Origin of the sequence: Mesorhizobium sp. M7A.F.Ca.CA.001.08.2.1 (assembly GCF_003998455.1) — a bacterium.
Classification (GTDB): Bacteria; Pseudomonadota; Alphaproteobacteria; order Rhizobiales; family Rhizobiaceae; genus Mesorhizobium; species Mesorhizobium ciceri.
Genome location: NZ_RZPW01000044.1, coordinates 1 through 15702, shown reverse-complemented (window position 1 = coordinate 15702; position 15702 = coordinate 1). Strand labels below are relative to the sequence as shown.

Genomic DNA, 15702 nt, shown 5'->3' with positions numbered 1-15702 from the left:
AAAACGATCTGCATCGAGGTAGCGACACGGGCGGCGCGGCGCCGGTTCGAGGAAAGTGCATGAAAACCGACATCAAGGTCGAGGTGGACAGGTTGGCTGCCGATCCGCGCATCACCGACTACGATTTCTGGCGCTCGCTCAAGAACGTCAACAATGAGATCTTCCACATCGCCAACAACAACGAGCCGATCCCGTTCGACATGATCCGCTGGCGCGCCATCCTGAAACAGGCGCGCATGAAGCGCGGCCACGCATAAGGTCCTCGAACGGAACAATCCCCGCAAGTCAAGCCTGGCGCCTCAACGCCGCCAGGGCCGAACGCGCCACCACCGGCGAGGACTGGATGATAGCCGTGTTGGTCATCGCGTAGGGAATGATGCGGTCGATCACCCGCTCGAGGTCGACCACCGACCCGACATGCGCCAGCGCGATGAAACAATCCTCTCCGGTTACGCGGTCGCATTGCACGATCTCCGGCAGTTCGCGGATGATCTCGGCCACGACGGCCAACTGCCCCGGCACTGGCCGGATGCGCAGCCATGCCGACAGCGGCAGGCCGAGTGCCGTCGGGTTGATCCTGACCGAATAGGCCTCGATGACGCCGCTTTCCTGCAGCCGCTTGATGCGCTCAGCCACACTCGGTGCCGACAGGCCCACCGAGCGTGCCAGCTCCGCCGTGCTGGTGCGCGCGTCCTTTTCCAGCAGGCGCAGGATCTTCATGTCGGCGGCATCGAGATCGGCGCTTTCAGTTCGAAGGCGCTTCATGGAAAACTCCTTTATTCCGGGAGAAAGATAGCCGAAAGAGCTAATCATCATCTATATAAATAGGCAAATCTGCCTGCGATACTGATCCGATGGATGATCAAACGCAAGCTCTCGCGGCGACCCCTGCCCCGGGCAACTTCACGCTGGGCAAGCTGACGGAAAAACTGCCGCCGCATGTCTGGTTCGGCGTCAGCGCCGTCTTCCACTATCTCGGGCCGGCCTTCGCCGTGCTGCTTTTCCCGCATGTCGGCGTGCTCGGCATGGCGTGGCTGCGCATCGCCACGGCAGCACTCATCTTCGCACCCCTGACCCGTCCATGGCGAAGCTTCGCACGCGCCGATCGCACGACGCGGCTGCTGTTGCTGGCCTTCGGCGCCTGTCTGGCGGTGATGAACTGTTCGTTCTACCTGGCGCTCGACCGACTGCCGATCTCGCTGGTGGCGGCGATCGAATTCGTCGGCATCATCGGCGTCGCGGCGATCGGCCTCAGGAGCACGCGCAATCTCGCCGCCCTTGCCATCGCCGTCGCCGGCACCTTGCTGCTCATCGATGTCAGATGGTCCGACGATCCCATCGGGCTGTTCTGGGCCATCCTCAACGGGGCGCTGTTTGTCGGTTACATCGTACTCGGCCATCGCGTCGCCGCTTCAGGCGCCGGCAGCGGCATCGCCGGCCTGGGTGCTGCCATGGCGATCGCCTTCATCGTCGTGCTGCCGATCGGCTTCACCGATGCGCTGCCGGCCTTTTTCTCACTGCCGCTGCTGCTCGCCGCCATCGGCGTCGGCATCTGCTCGTCGGTCATTCCTTACATCTGCGACCAGCTCGCCATGTCGCGGCTGCCACGCGCGAGCTTCGCGCTGATGCTGTCGCTGCTGCCGGTCACCGCGACGCTGATCGGCGTCGTCGTGCTGCGCCAGATTCCGAGTTTTATCGATTGCCTCGGCATTGCGCTGGTGGTCGCCGGCGTCGCCTTCCACAAGCCGGCATCGGCCGGCTAACTCCGGAGGCCTGATTCTAGGTACGAACTGCGACAGGAAGGCTCAAGATTGAACCAAATCGGCGTCTGATCCGTTGTCACCCGCGAAAATGGCTTGGAGTGACAGAATGGAATGGAAACGGACCAGGGAGCCTGCCGACGCATGGCACATGACGGACGATCTGCATGTCGAGCACGGCAAGGGCGATCCGTTCGCGGCGGCTATCCGCGCCACCCGCATGTCGATGATCATTACCGATCCCCGACAGCAGGACAATCCTATCGTGTTCGCCAATGACGCTTTCCTGCGACTGACCGGATATGAGCGTCATGAGGTTCTGGGCAGGAACTGCCGCTTCCTGCAGGGACCGAAGACCGACAAGGCCGCTGTCGAACAGATACGCGCGGCGATCGAGGATGAAACCGATGTCAGCGTCGATATCCTGAACTACCGCAAGGACGGCTCGACCTTCTGGAACGCGCTCTACATCAGCCCCGTTTCGAACGACAAAGGCGATTTGCAGTTCTTTTTCGCATCGCAGCTCGACGTCTCGGATCGCAAACAATCGGAGAGTCGCATTAACGCGGACAAGGACCGCTTCGAAAAGGCGGTGAAGGAACGCACCGCGGAACTGGAAGCCGCCCTCGAGGCGCAGACCACCTTGCTGCATGAGGTGGATCACCGGGTGAAAAACAACCTGCAGATGATCTCTTCCCTCATCATTATGCAGCGGCGGACCATACGGGACGAAGCGATCAGGCGTTCGTTGACCACCATGCTGGAGCGCATCGAAGCCCTGAGCACCGTGCATCGGCGGCTTTATCAGTCGAAGGACGTCAGCAAGTTCGATGTGGCGGATTTCGCCAAGGATCTGGTGACAGACCTGCTGACGGCGTCGGGGCGCTCTGAGATCAGTCCGGCTCTCGACCTGGAACCGATCGTCATTTCCGCGGAAAAGGCAACGCCCGTCGCTCTGATGGTCAACGAACTCGTCACCAATGCTCTCAAGCATGCCTTCAAGTCCAAGCCCGACGGAATGTCGGCCGGCCGCCTGGGCATCAAAATGAGCCAGCCCGACGGCCATTTGAATATCGAGGTGTCGGACGACGGCGTCGGCATGGCCGACGCCAACGGCGATGCCTCGTTCGGCATGCGGCTGATCAAATCGCTCGCCCGCCAGTTGCATGCCGAGATCGAATGGCGCGACACCGGCCCCGGCACGAAGGTCGTTATCTCGATCCCGAACGAACCTCAGGAAAAAGGGAATGTGTCATGATTGAGCCGCTCAAGGTCCTGATCATCGAGGACGAAGCGCTGCTGGCAATGGAGCTGGAGAGCCTTGTCGAGGACGCCGGCCACAGCGTCGTCGGCTGGGCGACCTCTTCGACGGAAGCCATGGCCATGGCGGATGCGACCGAAGCCGACATCGTCTTCGTCGACATCCATCTGAGTGACGGGCCGTCCGGCATCGACGTGGCCAAGTACATAGGCGAAAGGAAGAGTTCGACGGTGGTGTTCATGACCGCCAATCCGAAGCGCATCCCCGATCATTTCGCCGGCGCGATCGGCGTCATAGCCAAGCCTTACACGATGAACGGGCTGACGTCGGCGTTGCGGTACCTGCAGGAAGGCGTGCGCCGCCCGCCCCCCGTTTCGGCGCGGCCGGCCGGCTTCACCCTGTCGCCGGCCTTCGAAACCGCCTGGGCGCCGGCGGCATGACAGCTGAAGTCATTTCAGTTTTTCCCGAAGGAAGGCGATCGTTCTGCCCCAGGCGAGGTCAGCCGCCTTCTTGTCGTAGCGCGCCGCCGACGTATCGTTGTTGAAGGCGTGGTTGGCGCCTTCATAAACATAGACCGTGTAGTCGACATGCGCCGCGTCGAGTTCCTTCTTGAAGGCGTCGATGCCGGCATTGATGCGCTCGTCGAGTCCGCCATAGTGCAGCAGCAAGGCCGCCTTGATCTTGGATATATCGGCGGCCTTCGGCTGCATGCCGTAATAGGCAACGCCGGCACTGAGATCGGGCGCGTTGACGGCCAGCATGTTGACCATGCCACCGCCCCAGCAGAAGCCGATAGCGCCGACCTTGCCGTTGCCGTCCTTGTCGCTCTTGAGGAAAGAGACGGTCGCAACACCGTCAGCGATGGTCTGCGCCGGATCGAGCTTGCCGAACATGTCGCGCGCCCTGTCTTCGTCGGTCGGCGTGCCGCCGAGCGGCGACAGAAAATCCGGCGCCAGCGCCACGAAGCCTTCCAGCGCCACGCGCCGCGCCACATCGCGGATATGCGGGTTGAGCCCCCTGTTCTCATGCACGACGATGACGGTACCGAGCTTGCCCGTCTGGTTCGCCGGCTTGACCAGATAGCCCTTCATCTCGCCGCTGCCGCCGGGGTAGCTGATGTCCTCGCCCTTCACGCGCGGATCGTTGTCGGCGACGATTCCTGCTTGCGCCGAATTGGCCGCCAGAAGCGGCGCGATCGCCGCCGCCGCCGCACCTGATCCGGCAAGCCGGGTCAACTGCTCCATGAACCGGCGGCGATCGAGCGTCAGATGCGTGTACTCGTCATAGGCGTCGATCATCGCCTGGGTGATGGTGGGCTTGGCGTCGGGTCTCGTCATGGATGGGCTCCTCTGCTTCGGGCTTCAATTCCCAGCTACATAGGGACCAAGCCGGCATCATCCAGTCGAGCACTCATCGCTGCCGTCGATCGCCTCAGGCGTATGCCGCCGGCCACGTCCGGGCAGCAAAGCCGGTGCCCATGCGCGGCCGTGTCATCACTTTTTAGTCATTGGCGATAAATCCTGCTGGCGCTGCCACAATCGTGAAGGAAGGTGGCTATCTACGGTATCTTGACCGCGTGCCTCAGACCCAGAAGGAAGCCAGACCATGACCATGCCTTCCCCGATCCTCGCCAGCGCGGTCGTCCTTGCGGGGGCCGCCGCTTTGGCCCTACGCTCGATAGTTGTGAATGCAGGCAGACTATCGTTGATCAGGGTCCGCACTGAGCGGAACCGCAACACGAAAACCCAGGGTTGAGGTGACGCCATGAACGTCCAGGACATCGTCAACACCGTTTCGCAGAAGGCGGGCCTCGACCAGGCGACGACGGAGAAAGTCGTCGGCACCATTTTCTCGGTGCTCGAACACGAGGCGGAAGGCACCAGCGCCTCGGCGTTCTTCGCCAAAATCCCCGGCGCCGACGACCTCGCCCATCAATATGACGTCATGGCCGCCGCTCCGGCCGGCGGTGGCGGTTTTCTGTCGTCGTTGCAGGGCGCGCTCGGCGGCGTTCTTGGCGAGAAGGCCGGCGCGCTGATCAACGGCATCGCCGCGCTCAAGGCATCCGGGCTCGACATGGCGCAGATCCAGAAGGCCGGCGCGACGCTGATCCAGCAGGCCGAAGCCGCCGCCGGCCCCGACCTGACCAACAAGGTGCTCGGCTCGGTGCCCAGCCTGAAGGGTCATTTGGGGATTGGCTGATCGACAACGGGCCGATCGGAAGATTTCCCGCCCCTCATCGCCCAGTCGGGCACTTTTCCCCGTCACTATGTGGGGAAAAGATACCGGCACAGATGAGGGGCGGCGCGACCTCTGAAAGATCGCGTTACCCTGTCGCCCCTACTTCGGCAGCGCGTAGGCCATCACATAGTCACCAGGCTTGGTGCCGACCGAACCGTGGCCGCCGGCGACGATGACCACGAACTGGCGGCCGTCGGCGACCGTATAGGTCATCGGCGTCGATTGCCCGCCGGCCGGCAGCCGCGCCTGCCACAGCTGCTTGCCCGATGTCAGGTCGTAGGCGCGCAGGTAGTCGTCGACTGCGGCCCCCAGGAAGGCGACGCCGCCGGCGGTGATCATCGGCCCGCCGATGCCCGGCACGCCGACCTTCAGCGGCAGCGGCAGCGGCGTCATGTCGTAGACGGTGCCGTTGCGGTGCTTGTAGGCGATCTTGCCGGTCCTGAGATCGGCACCGGCGACATAGCCCCAGGGCGGCGCCTGGCAAGGAATGCCGAGCGGCGACAGGAACGGTCCCATCACCACCGCATAGGGCGCGCCCTCGTTGCGGTTCAGCCCCTGTTCGCTGCCCCGCCCTTCGTCCGGCGGCGGCACCTGATCGCGCGGGATCAACTGCGACTTGAACGCCAGATAGGTCGGCATGCCGAACAGCACCTGCCGGACCGGGTCGACGGCGACGCCACCCCAGTTGAAGGTGCCGAAATTGCCGGGGTAGATCAGCGAGCCCTGGACGGAAGGCGGCGTATAGCGACCCTCATAGCGCAGGCCCTGGAATTCGATCCGGCAGGCCAACTGGTCGAACATGGTGAGGCCCCACATGTCGGCGCCGGTCAGCGGCTTCGGCATGAAGGTGAGGTCGGAGACCGGCTGCGTCGGCGATGTGTGGTCGCCTTCGATCGCGCCGCCGGGCGCCGGCACTTCGTTGACCGCGATGACCGGCTCACCGGTGCGGCGGTCGAGCACATACAGATCGCCCTGCTTGGTCGGTCCGACCAGCGCCGGCACCACCGTGCCGTCGGGTTTGGTGATGTCGATCAGGCTCGGCTGCGCCGGTACGTCCATGTCCCAGAGATCGTGGTGCACGGTCTGCCGCACCCATCGCACCTGTCCGGTGTTGAGGTCGAGCGCGGTGATCGACGACGAGAACTTCTCGACATTGGCACTGCGCCCGGCGCCGAGCTGATCCGGCGTCTGGTTGCCGAGCGGCACGTAGAGCAGGCCGAGCTTCTCGTCGGCGCTCGGCGTCGACCACATGTTGGGCGAGTTGGCGGTATAGGTCTGGCCGGCCGGCAACGGCATCGTCTGGTCCGGATTGCCGGAATCCCAGTTCCACACCATCGCGCCGGTGGCAGCGTCGTAGGCGCGGATGACGCCGGACGGCTCCTGTGTCGAATAATTGTCGTTGACCGCGCCGCCGACAATGATCTTGCCGCCTGAGATCAGCGGTGCCGAGGTCGAGTAATAATAGCCCGACTTCGGATAGGGCATGTTGGTCAGAAGGTTCAGCGTGCCGCCCTCGGCGAAAGCCGGACAGACCTGCCCGTTGGCGGCGTCGAGCGCGATCAGCCGCGCGTCCGAGGTCGGCAGGTAGACGCGGGTCGCACAGGGCTGCCCGGCGGCGCCGGCGGCATCGGCGTAATAGGCCACACCGCGGCAGGTCTGGTGCTGGCGGTCCTTGTCAAGCTTGACCTTGGGATCGAAGCGCCATTTCTCCTTGCCGCTCGCGGCATCGATGGCGATGGCGAAATTATGCGGCGTGCAGATGTAGAGCGTGTCGCCGATCTTCAGCGGCGTCACCTGATAGGTGGTCTCGCCGACATCGTCCGGTCCCTTCACGTCGCCGGTCTGGTAGGTCCAGGCAGGCTGCAGCTTGGCGACATTGTCCGATGTGATCTGGTCGAGCGGCGAGTAGCGCTGGCCGAACTGCGTGCGGCCGTAATAATGCCACTCGCCGGCCGGCACATCATTGCCGAGATTGGCGTTGGCGACCACCTTGTCGGTGCCGAGTTCGCCGGCAATGTCCTTCGGATCTGAAGTCATCGAATAACCGGCGACGGCCAGTGATGCCAGCACGGCAAGGATCAGCGGCGCGCGTGCGTCAGGGCCGACAAGACCCCGTCTCGCCCACGGCGTCAGCAGCCACAAAGCGAGAAGCACGATGACGCCGCCGCGAGGCCCGAGTTCCCACCAGTCGAAGCCGGTTTCCCAGACCGCCCAGGCCAGTGTGCCGAGCACGATCGCCGCGTAGAGCCACAGCGCGGTGGACCGGCGCCGGTAGAGCAGCCAGGCGGCGATCAGGAAGGCAAGGCCAGCAACGACATAGTACCAGCTGCCGCCCAGCATCGCCAGGCGGATGCCGCCGCCGCCGAGTGCCAGGCCGATGAGGAAAAGAATGAGGGAGGTGATGGTGACAGCCAAGATGATACTCCTTCGACTGTTGCGCTTTGCCACGCCAAGGACAGCCCGATGTCCCGTTCCTGCCCTGCGCACAGCTTTCTCCTGCCCGCCCCGCCTGTCAAGCTGGCCCACACGCCAAGGTGGCAATTCATCTTGCCTGCGGTCGGGTTATCGAGCAGTCTCCGTCGCAGCATCACCGTGGAGTAGACCGAGTCATGCCCTTCGTCTTTCCGCCATGGATGCGCATTGCCGGCGCGCTGTTCGGCTTCGTCGTGCTTATGGCTGGCAGTCAACCGGCGTCGGCACAAACGCTCGAGGAGATCAACAAGGCAAGCGGCTTCCACGAGATGCTGGCCGGCCTCGGCCCAAGCATAGTCGCCGGCATCAAATCCGTGCCGGGGCCGGAAAAAGTCAAGGAAGCCTTGTCCGCCGCCGCTGAAGGCGCTTTTGACGCTGACAGGATGGAGAAAGCCGTAGAGGCGCGGATGAGGGGCCGGTTGCAGCCCGTCGATCTCACCGATCTGGCTGCTTTCTTCGATTCACCATTGGGCAGGCGGGTCACAGCCCTGGAGATCCAAGCGTCCGATCCGCAAGCCGTGGGGCGCAAGAAGATCGAAGGTCCGAAAATCCTTGGAGGACTTCAGGCGGGAGATCCGACACGGCTCGCGTTGTACCGGAAAATCGTCGACGATACCAGCGCCGTGGACATGGCTGAAGCGATCGCATTGAACATGGGCTATGCGATGGTTTCGGGAATGCTCGCGGCAGCCGGGCAGCCTTTATCGGATCAGCAGATAATGGTGCTGGTGCACAAGCAGGCCGGCAACCTTCGTGAAAAAGCCGAAAAGGGGATCATGGAAGGAAATGCTTTCGCCTATCGTGACTTGTCGCTCGACGATCTCAGGCTTTACGCGGCATTTCTCGCGTCCCCTGCGGGCAGCCATTACTACGACCGGATGCAGACGGCACTCGGCGCCGTGATGACCGATGAGGCGCGTTCGTTAGGGCAGCGATTTTTCGTCGCTCTCGGCTACCGCAAGGCCTGAACAGCCCATACATCCTTGCCGCCAGCACTTTAGCGGAACAAAACGTAGACAGTTCTGGTCTTTCCCCACCGAATCACTACATTCGGGGGCGATGTCCGGCTTTTCCGAAGACATGCCCTTTTTCGACGAACCCAATGCGCGGCCCTCGGCCCCGTCGGGTATCGCCGCGCGCGCCATGGCTGCCCGCAGCGGACACAACAACGCACCCGACTATCTGAAGGGCCTCAACCCGGAGCAGCGGCTAGCTGTTGAAACAACGGAGGGCCCGGTTCTGGTGCTGGCCGGCGCCGGCACCGGCAAGACCCGCGTGCTCACCACCCGCATCGCCCACATCCTCGCCACCGGCAAGGCGTTCCCGTCGCAGATCCTCGCGGTGACCTTCACCAACAAGGCCGCGCGCGAGATGAAGATCCGCATCGGCGTCCTGATCGGCGAAGGCAATGTCGAGGGCATGCCATGGCTCGGCACCTTCCACTCGATTGGAGTGAAGCTGCTTCGCAGACATGCCGAACTCGCCGGTTTGCGCTCCGACTTCACCATCCTCGACACCGACGACGTCGTGCGGCTGATCAAGCAGCTGATCCAGGCCGAAGGTCTGGACGACAAGCGCTGGCCGGCCAAGCAGTTCGCCCAGATGATCGACGGCTGGAAGAACAAGGGGCAAGGCCCCGCCGACATTGCCGAGGGCGACGCGCGCGCCTTCGCCAACGGCAAGGGCCGCGAACTCTACAAGGCCTATCAGGAGCGACTGAAGACGCTGAACGCCTGCGATTTCGGCGACCTTCTGTGCCACCCGATCCGCATCTTCCGCGCCAATCCGGACGTGCTGAAGGAATACCATAAGCGCTTCAAGTACATCCTCGTCGACGAGTACCAGGACACCAACACCGCGCAGTACATGTGGCTGCGGCTGTTGGCGCAAAGGCCTCAAGGCAAGCCGATCTCCCCCCTTGAGGGGGAGATTGGGCGCTCTTCGGCCGAAACCCGCGCCACCGTAAACATCTGCTGCGTCGGCGATGACGACCAATCCATCTATGGCTGGCGCGGCGCCGAGGTCGACAACATCCTGCGTTTCGACAAGGATTTCCCCGGCGCCACCATCATCCGGCTGGAGCGCAACTACCGCTCGACCGCGCACATCCTTGGTGCCGCCTCCCACCTCATCGCCCACAATGAGGGCCGCTTCGGCAAGACGCTGTTCACGGATCGCAACGATCCCGAGGATGGCAAGGTCAATGTCCACGCCGCCTGGGATTCCGAAGAAGAAGCCCGCGCCATCGGTGAGACCATCGAGGCCTATCAGCGCCAGAAGCACAATCTCAACGACATGGCTATTCTTGTCCGTGCATCCTTCCAGATGCGGGCCTTCGAGGATCGCTTCATCACACTCGGCCTGAACTACCGCGTCATCGGTGGCCCGCGCTTCTACGAGCGCCTGGAAATCCGCGATGCCATGGCTTTCTTCCGTGTCGTCGCGCAAGGCGCCGACGACCTCGCTTTCGAACGCATCGTCAATGTGCCCAAGCGCGGCTTGGGCGAAGCCACCATCCGCCAGATCCACGACACCGCCCGTGCGCTGCGCATCCCTATGCTGGAGGCCGCCGCCAAGCTCGCCGAAAGCGACGAGTTGAAGCCGAAGCCGCGCGCCGCCTTGCGCGAAGTGGCGGCCAATTTCGAGCGCTGGCAGAAGGCGCTGGAAACCACGCCGCACACCGAACTCGCCGAGACCATTCTCGAAGAGAGCGGCTACACGGACATGTGGAAGAACGACCGCTCGGTGGAAGCCCCCGGCCGGCTGGAGAACCTGAAAGAGCTGATCCGCTCGATGGAGGAGTACGAATCGCTGCGCTCCTTCCTCGAGCACGTCGCGCTGGTCATGGACGCCGAACAGAATGCCGGGCTCGACGCCGTCTCGATCATGACGCTGCATTCGGCCAAGGGCCTCGAATTCGAGACCGTGTTCCTGCCCGGCTGGGAGGAAGGCCTGTTCCCGCATCAGCGCGCGCTCGACGAAGGCGGCCGCTCCGGGCTGGAGGAAGAGCGCCGCCTCGCCTATGTCGGCCTGACGCGGGCCAAGAAGAACCTGCATATCTGGTTTGTCTCCAACCGCCAGATCCATGGCCTATGGCAGTCGACGATCCCGTCGCGTTTCCTCGAGGAATTGCCGAACGCCCATGTCGAGGTCGCTGAAAGCGGCAACTCCTACGGCGGCTACGGCAATTCCTATGGCGGCGGTTCCTTTGCCTCCGGCCGCGGCGGCCAGGGCGCAGGACGGCAGAACCCCTATGGCGCCTCGCGCTTCGACAATGTCGGCGCCGACAGCGAAAAATCCGGCGCCTTCTCCAACACCTATGCGACGCCGGGCTGGCAGCGCGCGCAGGCCAACCGCACCGAGGCGACCGACCGCAACTGGGGCTCGCGCTCCGGCCACCAGGTCGAGCGCATCGGCTACGGCGAGACGGACAGCGGCTACGGCGCCGGCCGCACCTCGGTCAAGGGCCGCACCATCGACGGCGAACTGGTCGCCAAATCCGTCTCCGACAAGCCGTCCGCCTTCAACGTCGGCGACCGTGTCTTCCACCAGAAATTCGGCAACGGCAACATCTCGGCCATCGAAGGCAACAAGCTGACCATCGACTTCGACAAAGCCGGCCAGAAACGCGTGCTGGACGGGTTTGTCGCCGCGGTGTGAAGATGGCGTTTTCCCCGCGGAAGCCTCACCTTCGTCATCCACGGGCGAAGCAAGGAGGGTAGCGACGCGGCGCAGACCCGTGGATGACGAAGTGATTGATGTCTACGCCAATCGTCAAGGCATGCGGTCCGCCAACGAAACAGCCCCTCACCTATACCGCGCCTGGTTCCACTTATGCCCCAGCAGCGACAGGATGATGATCAGGCCGTTGAAGAACTGAACATAAAAGCCGCTCAATCCTGCCGCCACGACACCGGTCTGGATGAACGACACGGTGACGGCGCCGATAGCGCCACCAACGACGGTGCCGATGCCGCCCCAGGTCGGCGTGCCGCCGACGAACACCGAGGCCAGCACCGGCAGGAGATAGCCGTCGCCGGCGGTCGGCCACCAGGTGAAGTTGATCATCACCGAGAAGGTGCCGGCGATGGCCGCGCCGATGCCGACGAAGACGAAGACTTTCACCCGCACACGCTTGACGTCGATGCCCATCTGCTGGGCGCTGTCTGGATTGTCGCCGACCACCCTCACCTGGGCGCCGAAGCGGTGCCGGTTGTAGAGCATCGCCGACAGCACGACGAAGCCGATGGCCCAGAAGATCTGCACCGGAATGCCCAGGAGCTGGCTGGAGAAGATCGTGTAAGCCCAGCTGTCGCTGAGGCTGGTCAGCGCCATCGACTTGCCCTCGTTGATGATCTGGATCAGGCCGCGCAGCAGGAAATTCATGCCCAGCGTGGCGATCAACGACGACAGCCCGCCATAGACGACCAGCGAGCCTACGAGGAAGCCGAGCAGCATGCCGGTGACGAGTGCCGCGGCGATGCCGAGAAACGGATCGTAACCGGCCTGCACGACCAGCGCGAAGACCCATGAGGCGAAGCCCATCGTTGCCGGAAACGACAGGTCGATCTCGCCGCAGGTGACGACGAAGACCAGCGGCACCACCACGAATAGCGCAACGGGGAGCGTCGTCAGCACCGAACGGTAGAGATACCAGGTGGTGAAAACGGTCGGGTTGGCGATCAGGAACACCGTCATCATGACGATGAACACGGCGAGCGTGCCGAGCGCGGCACGGTTGTCGAGGATGAAGCCGCGCATCCAGTGATCGGATGGGTGTTTCCACTCTTTCTGGGCACTGGGGCGTGGAATGCCGGCGGACGGCTCGTGCAGGTCGGGCTCCATGGTCTTGCTCATCGTGCTCTCTGCTCCGCGTCGCCGGCATCGTGCAGCCCGGCCAATCCGCCGGGATGCGCGACCTCTTCCATGAAGTTGATGAGATCTTCGGCCGACTTGACCTCGCTGCGGTCGGTCGTCAGTGCAACCTTGCCGCGGTCCAGCACCACGAAGCGGTCGGCGATGTCGAAGACATGATGGATGTTGTGGCCGATGAACAGGATCGAGCGGCCGCTCGCCCGCACCTGGCGCACGAAATGGAATACCTTGGCGGTCTCGGTCAGCGACAGCGCCGTCGTCGGTTCGTCGAGGACGATCAGCTCGGCCTGCTTGTAGATGGCGCGGGCGATCGCCACGCCCTGGCGTTCGCCGCCCGAAAGCTGGCCGACGATCGACTGCGGCGTGAACACTTTCGAGGTGAAGCCGATCTCGCGCATCAGCCGGCTTGCCTCCTCGATCTCCTTGTTGACCCTGAGAAAGCCCATGAAGCCGGTCAGCTCGCGGCCCATGAAGATGTTGCGAACGATGGTCTGCTGCACGGCCAGCGCCCGGTCCTGGAACACCGTCTCGATGCCGGCCTCGCGCGAACGCGCCGCGCTCCACCCGGTCACCGGCTTGCCACGCACGAGGATTTCGCCGCTGGTCGGCTTGACCACGCCCGAGAGGATCTTGATCAGCGTCGACTTGCCGGCGCCATTGTCGCCGAGCAGGCCGACGACCTCGCCGCGGTCGACGCTGAGATTGACCCCGCCCAGTGCATAGACCTGGCCATAGGACTTGCTGATGTCGCGCAGTTCGATGAGGCGTTCGGCCATCGGATGCTCGCTTTCATTGTCTCGTGCCGGCGTCGTCGCCAGCGGTCCCGCCGGCCGGGGCCTGAGATCCCGGCCGGCGGCTTGGGAGGTCAGCGCAGCGCCTGCTTGGCGAGCTCGGCGACGATCTCGTAATTTTCGGGCGTGACGAAGCCGGCGCCGGTGTCGACATTCATCGGCGCCAGCCCCAGCACAACCTGCTGGCAGAGGCTGAGGATCGGCAGATAGCCCTGCAGGAACGGCTGCTGGTCGGCGGTCAATTGCACCCAGCCACCCTTGAAGCCCTCGACGATCTGCGGGCTGGTGTCGAAGCCGAAATTGAAGATCTCGCCCGCCTTGCGTCCGGCCGCCTGCATATAGGTCGAGACATTGCCGAGCATCTGCCCGCCGGGATAGCCGACCGCCTTGACGTCGGGATTGTTGAGCAGCGCCGCGGTGATCACCGGAATGGCCAGATTGGGATCGGACGCCCATTCGCCGCTCGGCGGTGAGGACAACTGGATGACCTCGACGCCGGCTTCCTTGAGCGCCGCCACCGTGCCACGTTCGCGCGCGCCGCGACTTTCGTTTTCGAACGGACCGATCATGATCGCCTTGTCGCCGGCCTTCAGCTTGCCCAGTTTGAACGCCTCGGCGCCGAGCGCGCGGCCCTGCTGTTCCTGCTGGGCGCCGACATAGCCGCCGCCGAACGCTTCCACCACCTTCGGCACAGGCACGTTCTGGTACATCATCTTGATGCCATCCTTGTGCGCCTGTTCGGCGAGCGGCATGATTGATGCGTCGCCCGGATGGCCCATCATGGCGATGCCGTTGGGCTTGACCGCGACGGCCTCGCGCAGTTGCTGCACCATCTTTTCGATGTCCCACTGGGAGAAGATGTAGTCGACCTTCGGCCCCAGATCGGCCTCTGCCTGCTTGGCGCCATTGTAGACGATGGTGCCGAAAGCGTCGCCCTCGGCGCCGCCGACGAAGAAACGGATGTGGACGTCCTTGCACCATTTGGCGTCGAGCGCCTGCGCGGGCAAGGTGGAGATCGCAGCGGCAAGCACCGTGGCGGCGGCCACGACGGTCGAGCGCAGAACTGTCCTTCTCATCGTCATGCTCATGCACTTATCCTCCCTTTTTGTCCTCGCAAGCGAGGGGTTTCGACATTCGCTTCGGCAATGTGCGTTGCAGACATCCCGGCCGGCTCCTCCCGCCGGCCGATCCTCACATCGGGTTCGGCAGGTAGCTGGCCCCTCCCCGGCATTGTTTGAGATATTCCAGCGCCCGCACCTGGCCGGTGATCTCGAGGTCGCCGCGATAGACCGGGTCGTGCCAACCTTCGATATCGATGGCCCCCTTGTAGCCGGCCAGCCGCAATTCGCTGATCACCCGAGTCCAGTCGCTGTCGCCGAAGCCCGGCGTTCGCATCTGCACGAAGGGCAGCCGGCCGAACACGCCATGCTCGCGGATGACATCCCAGCGCACCGTCGCGTCCTTGCCGTGGACGTGGAAGATGCGCGGCGCCCATTTGCGGATCTGCGGCATCGGATCGATCAGATAGATGAGCTGGTGGCAGGGCTCCCATTCCAGTCCGAGATTGTCGTCCGGCACTTCGTTGAACATCAGCTCCCAGGCGTCCGGATTGTGGGCGATGTTCCAGTCCCCGGCGGCCCAGTTGCCGTCCATCGCGCAGTTCTCGAAGGCGATGCGCACGCCCTTGTCGGCGGCGCGTCTGGCCAGCGGTCCCCAGACCTCCTTGAAGCGCGGCAAGCTGTCGGTCAGCTTCTTGCCGCGCAGGCGGCCGGTGAAGCCGCTGACCATCGAGGTGCCGAACAGATGCGCATTGTCGATGACCGTCTCCCAGGCCTTGAGCACGCCGCGATCGACCTCGCCGTCTTCCAGCGGATTGCCGAACACGCCGAGCGAGGACACGGTGACGTCGGCATCACCGATCGCCTCGCGGATCAGGCCGGCCAGCCGCGGCAAATCCTTGCCGCAAAGCGTCTGCCAGAAGAAGGGCTGGATGCTCTCGAAGCCGAGCGGCAGGATCTGTTTGATGTAAGCCGCCGGGTCGTCGAGATTGGCCCGCACCATGGTGCCGATCCGGATGTCGAGAAGCGGGTTCGGCGTCATTGTGCTTCCTCTGCGATTGTCACGCGGCGGCCGGTCTCGGCGCTTTCGATGGCGCCAAAAACCATGGCCAGGCTCTTGATGTTGTCGCCGCCGCGCGTTTCCGGCTCGGTGCCGGTCTCGATGGCGTGCATGAAATCCTGGAGAATGCCGAGATGGCCGCCGACGCGATCGGACGCATCGAGCGGCGGCCATCTCGGCATTCTCC

At 63.8% G+C, this 15702-nt stretch carries 14 protein-coding genes and 1 pseudogene; 7 read left to right on the top strand and 8 right to left on the bottom strand.

The window, feature by feature from the left end:
- Nucleotides 1-59 precede the first annotated feature (59 nt).
- The gene (locus EN914_RS04890) at nucleotides 60-257 is read left to right on the top strand and encodes a hypothetical protein (protein WP_013531006.1); all 198 of its coding nucleotides are present in this window, start codon (nucleotides 60-62) and stop codon (nucleotides 255-257) included.
- A 28-nt stretch (nucleotides 258-285) separates the two neighbouring features.
- On the opposite strand, the gene EN914_RS04885 is transcribed toward EN914_RS04890, so the two are convergent.
- Nucleotides 286-765 carry an Lrp/AsnC family transcriptional regulator gene (locus EN914_RS04885; protein ID WP_013531005.1) on the bottom strand — a complete coding sequence of 160 codons (480 nt, stop codon included), beginning with the start codon at nucleotides 763-765 and terminating at the stop codon, nucleotides 286-288.
- 89 nt (nucleotides 766-854) lie between these two features.
- On the opposite strand from EN914_RS04885, the gene EN914_RS04880 reads away from it, so the two are divergent.
- The 3 genes from EN914_RS04880 to EN914_RS04870 all read left to right on the top strand — a co-directional run bounded on the left by EN914_RS04880 (nucleotide 855) and on the right by EN914_RS04870 (nucleotide 3461).
- On the top strand, nucleotides 855-1763 hold the full coding sequence (locus EN914_RS04880) for a DMT family transporter (protein ID WP_024501431.1): 909 nt from the start codon (nucleotides 855-857) through the stop codon (nucleotides 1761-1763).
- A 106-nt stretch (nucleotides 1764-1869) separates the two neighbouring features.
- Entirely contained in the window at nucleotides 1870-3018 is a 1149-nt protein-coding gene (locus EN914_RS04875) for a histidine kinase dimerization/phosphoacceptor domain -containing protein (RefSeq protein ID WP_024501432.1), read from the top strand.
- Nucleotides 3015-3461, top strand: a complete 447-nt coding sequence (locus EN914_RS04870) for a response regulator (protein WP_024501433.1) — start codon at nucleotides 3015-3017, stop codon at nucleotides 3459-3461. Before EN914_RS04875 ends, EN914_RS04870 begins: the two co-directional genes overlap by 4 nt.
- Before the next feature lie 9 nt (nucleotides 3462-3470).
- Here EN914_RS04870 and EN914_RS04865 read toward each other — a convergent pair whose 3' ends face one another.
- Entirely contained in the window at nucleotides 3471-4358 is an 888-nt protein-coding gene (locus tag EN914_RS04865) for a dienelactone hydrolase family protein (protein WP_024501434.1), read from the bottom strand.
- 427 nt (nucleotides 4359-4785) lie between these two features.
- Here EN914_RS04865 and EN914_RS04855 point away from each other — a divergent pair, with 427 nt between their 5' ends.
- Nucleotides 4786-5220 (top strand): hypothetical protein, encoded by a 435-nt coding sequence (locus EN914_RS04855; protein WP_013530999.1) that lies wholly within the window; start codon nucleotides 4786-4788, stop codon nucleotides 5218-5220.
- 138 nt (nucleotides 5221-5358) lie between these two features.
- Here EN914_RS04855 and EN914_RS04850 read toward each other — a convergent pair whose 3' ends face one another.
- Nucleotides 5359-7674 carry a glucose/quinate/shikimate family membrane-bound PQQ-dependent dehydrogenase gene (locus tag EN914_RS04850; protein ID WP_024501435.1) on the bottom strand — a complete coding sequence of 772 codons (2316 nt, stop codon included), beginning with the start codon at nucleotides 7672-7674 and terminating at the stop codon, nucleotides 5359-5361.
- A gap of 194 nt (nucleotides 7675-7868) precedes the next feature.
- Here EN914_RS04850 and EN914_RS04845 point away from each other — a divergent pair, with 194 nt between their 5' ends.
- Nucleotides 7869-8699 carry a DUF2059 domain-containing protein gene (locus tag EN914_RS04845; RefSeq protein ID WP_024501436.1) on the top strand — a complete coding sequence of 277 codons (831 nt, stop codon included), beginning with the start codon at nucleotides 7869-7871 and terminating at the stop codon, nucleotides 8697-8699.
- A 91-nt stretch (nucleotides 8700-8790) separates the two neighbouring features.
- Entirely contained in the window at nucleotides 8791-11391 is a 2601-nt protein-coding gene (locus EN914_RS04840; RefSeq protein WP_024501437.1) for an ATP-dependent helicase, read from the top strand.
- Between the two features lie 147 nt (nucleotides 11392-11538).
- Here the strand turns inward: EN914_RS04840 and EN914_RS04835 are convergent, their stop codons facing one another.
- The 5 genes and pseudogenes from EN914_RS04835 to EN914_RS04815 form a co-directional block, all read right to left on the bottom strand.
- Nucleotides 11539-12588, bottom strand: coding sequence for an ABC transporter permease (locus tag EN914_RS04835; protein ID WP_024501438.1), 1050 nt, complete (start codon nucleotides 12586-12588; stop codon nucleotides 11539-11541).
- On the bottom strand, nucleotides 12585-13382 hold the full coding sequence (locus EN914_RS04830) for an ATP-binding cassette domain-containing protein (protein ID WP_013530993.1): 798 nt from the start codon (nucleotides 13380-13382) through the stop codon (nucleotides 12585-12587). The genes EN914_RS04835 and EN914_RS04830 overlap by 4 nt, the downstream gene beginning before the upstream one ends.
- An 89-nt stretch (nucleotides 13383-13471) precedes the next feature.
- Entirely contained in the window at nucleotides 13472-14485 is a 1014-nt protein-coding gene (locus tag EN914_RS04825; protein ID WP_013530992.1) for a substrate-binding domain-containing protein, read from the bottom strand.
- Between the two features lie 103 nt (nucleotides 14486-14588).
- A complete protein-coding gene (locus EN914_RS04820; protein ID WP_024501439.1) occupies nucleotides 14589-15497 on the bottom strand; it encodes a sugar phosphate isomerase/epimerase in 909 nt (302 codons plus the stop codon).
- Nucleotides 15494-15702: pseudogene (locus EN914_RS04815) on the bottom strand (gfo/Idh/MocA family oxidoreductase); the annotation flags it as partial. The pseudogene EN914_RS04815 and the gene EN914_RS04820, both read right to left, overlap by 4 nt.

Bases quoted from the DNA above. Each gene is read 5' to 3' on its own strand.
- EN914_RS04880 (WP_024501431.1), top strand. From the start codon at position 855: ATGGATGATCAAACGCAAGCTCTCGCGGCGACCCCTGCCCCGGGCAAC.
- EN914_RS04830 (WP_013530993.1), bottom strand. From the start codon at position 13,382: ATGGCCGAACGCCTCATCGAACTGCGCGACATCAGCAAGTCCTATGGC.
- EN914_RS04875 (WP_024501432.1), top strand. From the start codon at position 1,870: ATGGAATGGAAACGGACCAGGGAGCCTGCCGACGCATGGCACATGACG.
- EN914_RS04890 (WP_013531006.1), top strand. From the start codon at position 60: ATGAAAACCGACATCAAGGTCGAGGTGGACAGGTTGGCTGCCGATCCG.
- EN914_RS04825 (WP_013530992.1), bottom strand. From the start codon at position 14,485: ATGAGCATGACGATGAGAAGGACAGTTCTGCGCTCGACCGTCGTGGCC.
- EN914_RS04885 (WP_013531005.1), bottom strand. From the start codon at position 765: ATGAAGCGCCTTCGAACTGAAAGCGCCGATCTCGATGCCGCCGACATG.
- EN914_RS04870 (WP_024501433.1), top strand. From the start codon at position 3,015: ATGATTGAGCCGCTCAAGGTCCTGATCATCGAGGACGAAGCGCTGCTG.
- EN914_RS04835 (WP_024501438.1), bottom strand. From the start codon at position 12,588: ATGAGCAAGACCATGGAGCCCGACCTGCACGAGCCGTCCGCCGGCATT.
- EN914_RS04820 (WP_024501439.1), bottom strand. From the start codon at position 15,497: ATGACGCCGAACCCGCTTCTCGACATCCGGATCGGCACCATGGTGCGG.
- EN914_RS04845 (WP_024501436.1), top strand. From the start codon at position 7,869: ATGCCCTTCGTCTTTCCGCCATGGATGCGCATTGCCGGCGCGCTGTTC.
- EN914_RS04865 (WP_024501434.1), bottom strand. From the start codon at position 4,358: ATGACGAGACCCGACGCCAAGCCCACCATCACCCAGGCGATGATCGAC.
- EN914_RS04840 (WP_024501437.1), top strand. From the start codon at position 8,791: ATGTCCGGCTTTTCCGAAGACATGCCCTTTTTCGACGAACCCAATGCG.
- EN914_RS04855 (WP_013530999.1), top strand. From the start codon at position 4,786: ATGAACGTCCAGGACATCGTCAACACCGTTTCGCAGAAGGCGGGCCTC.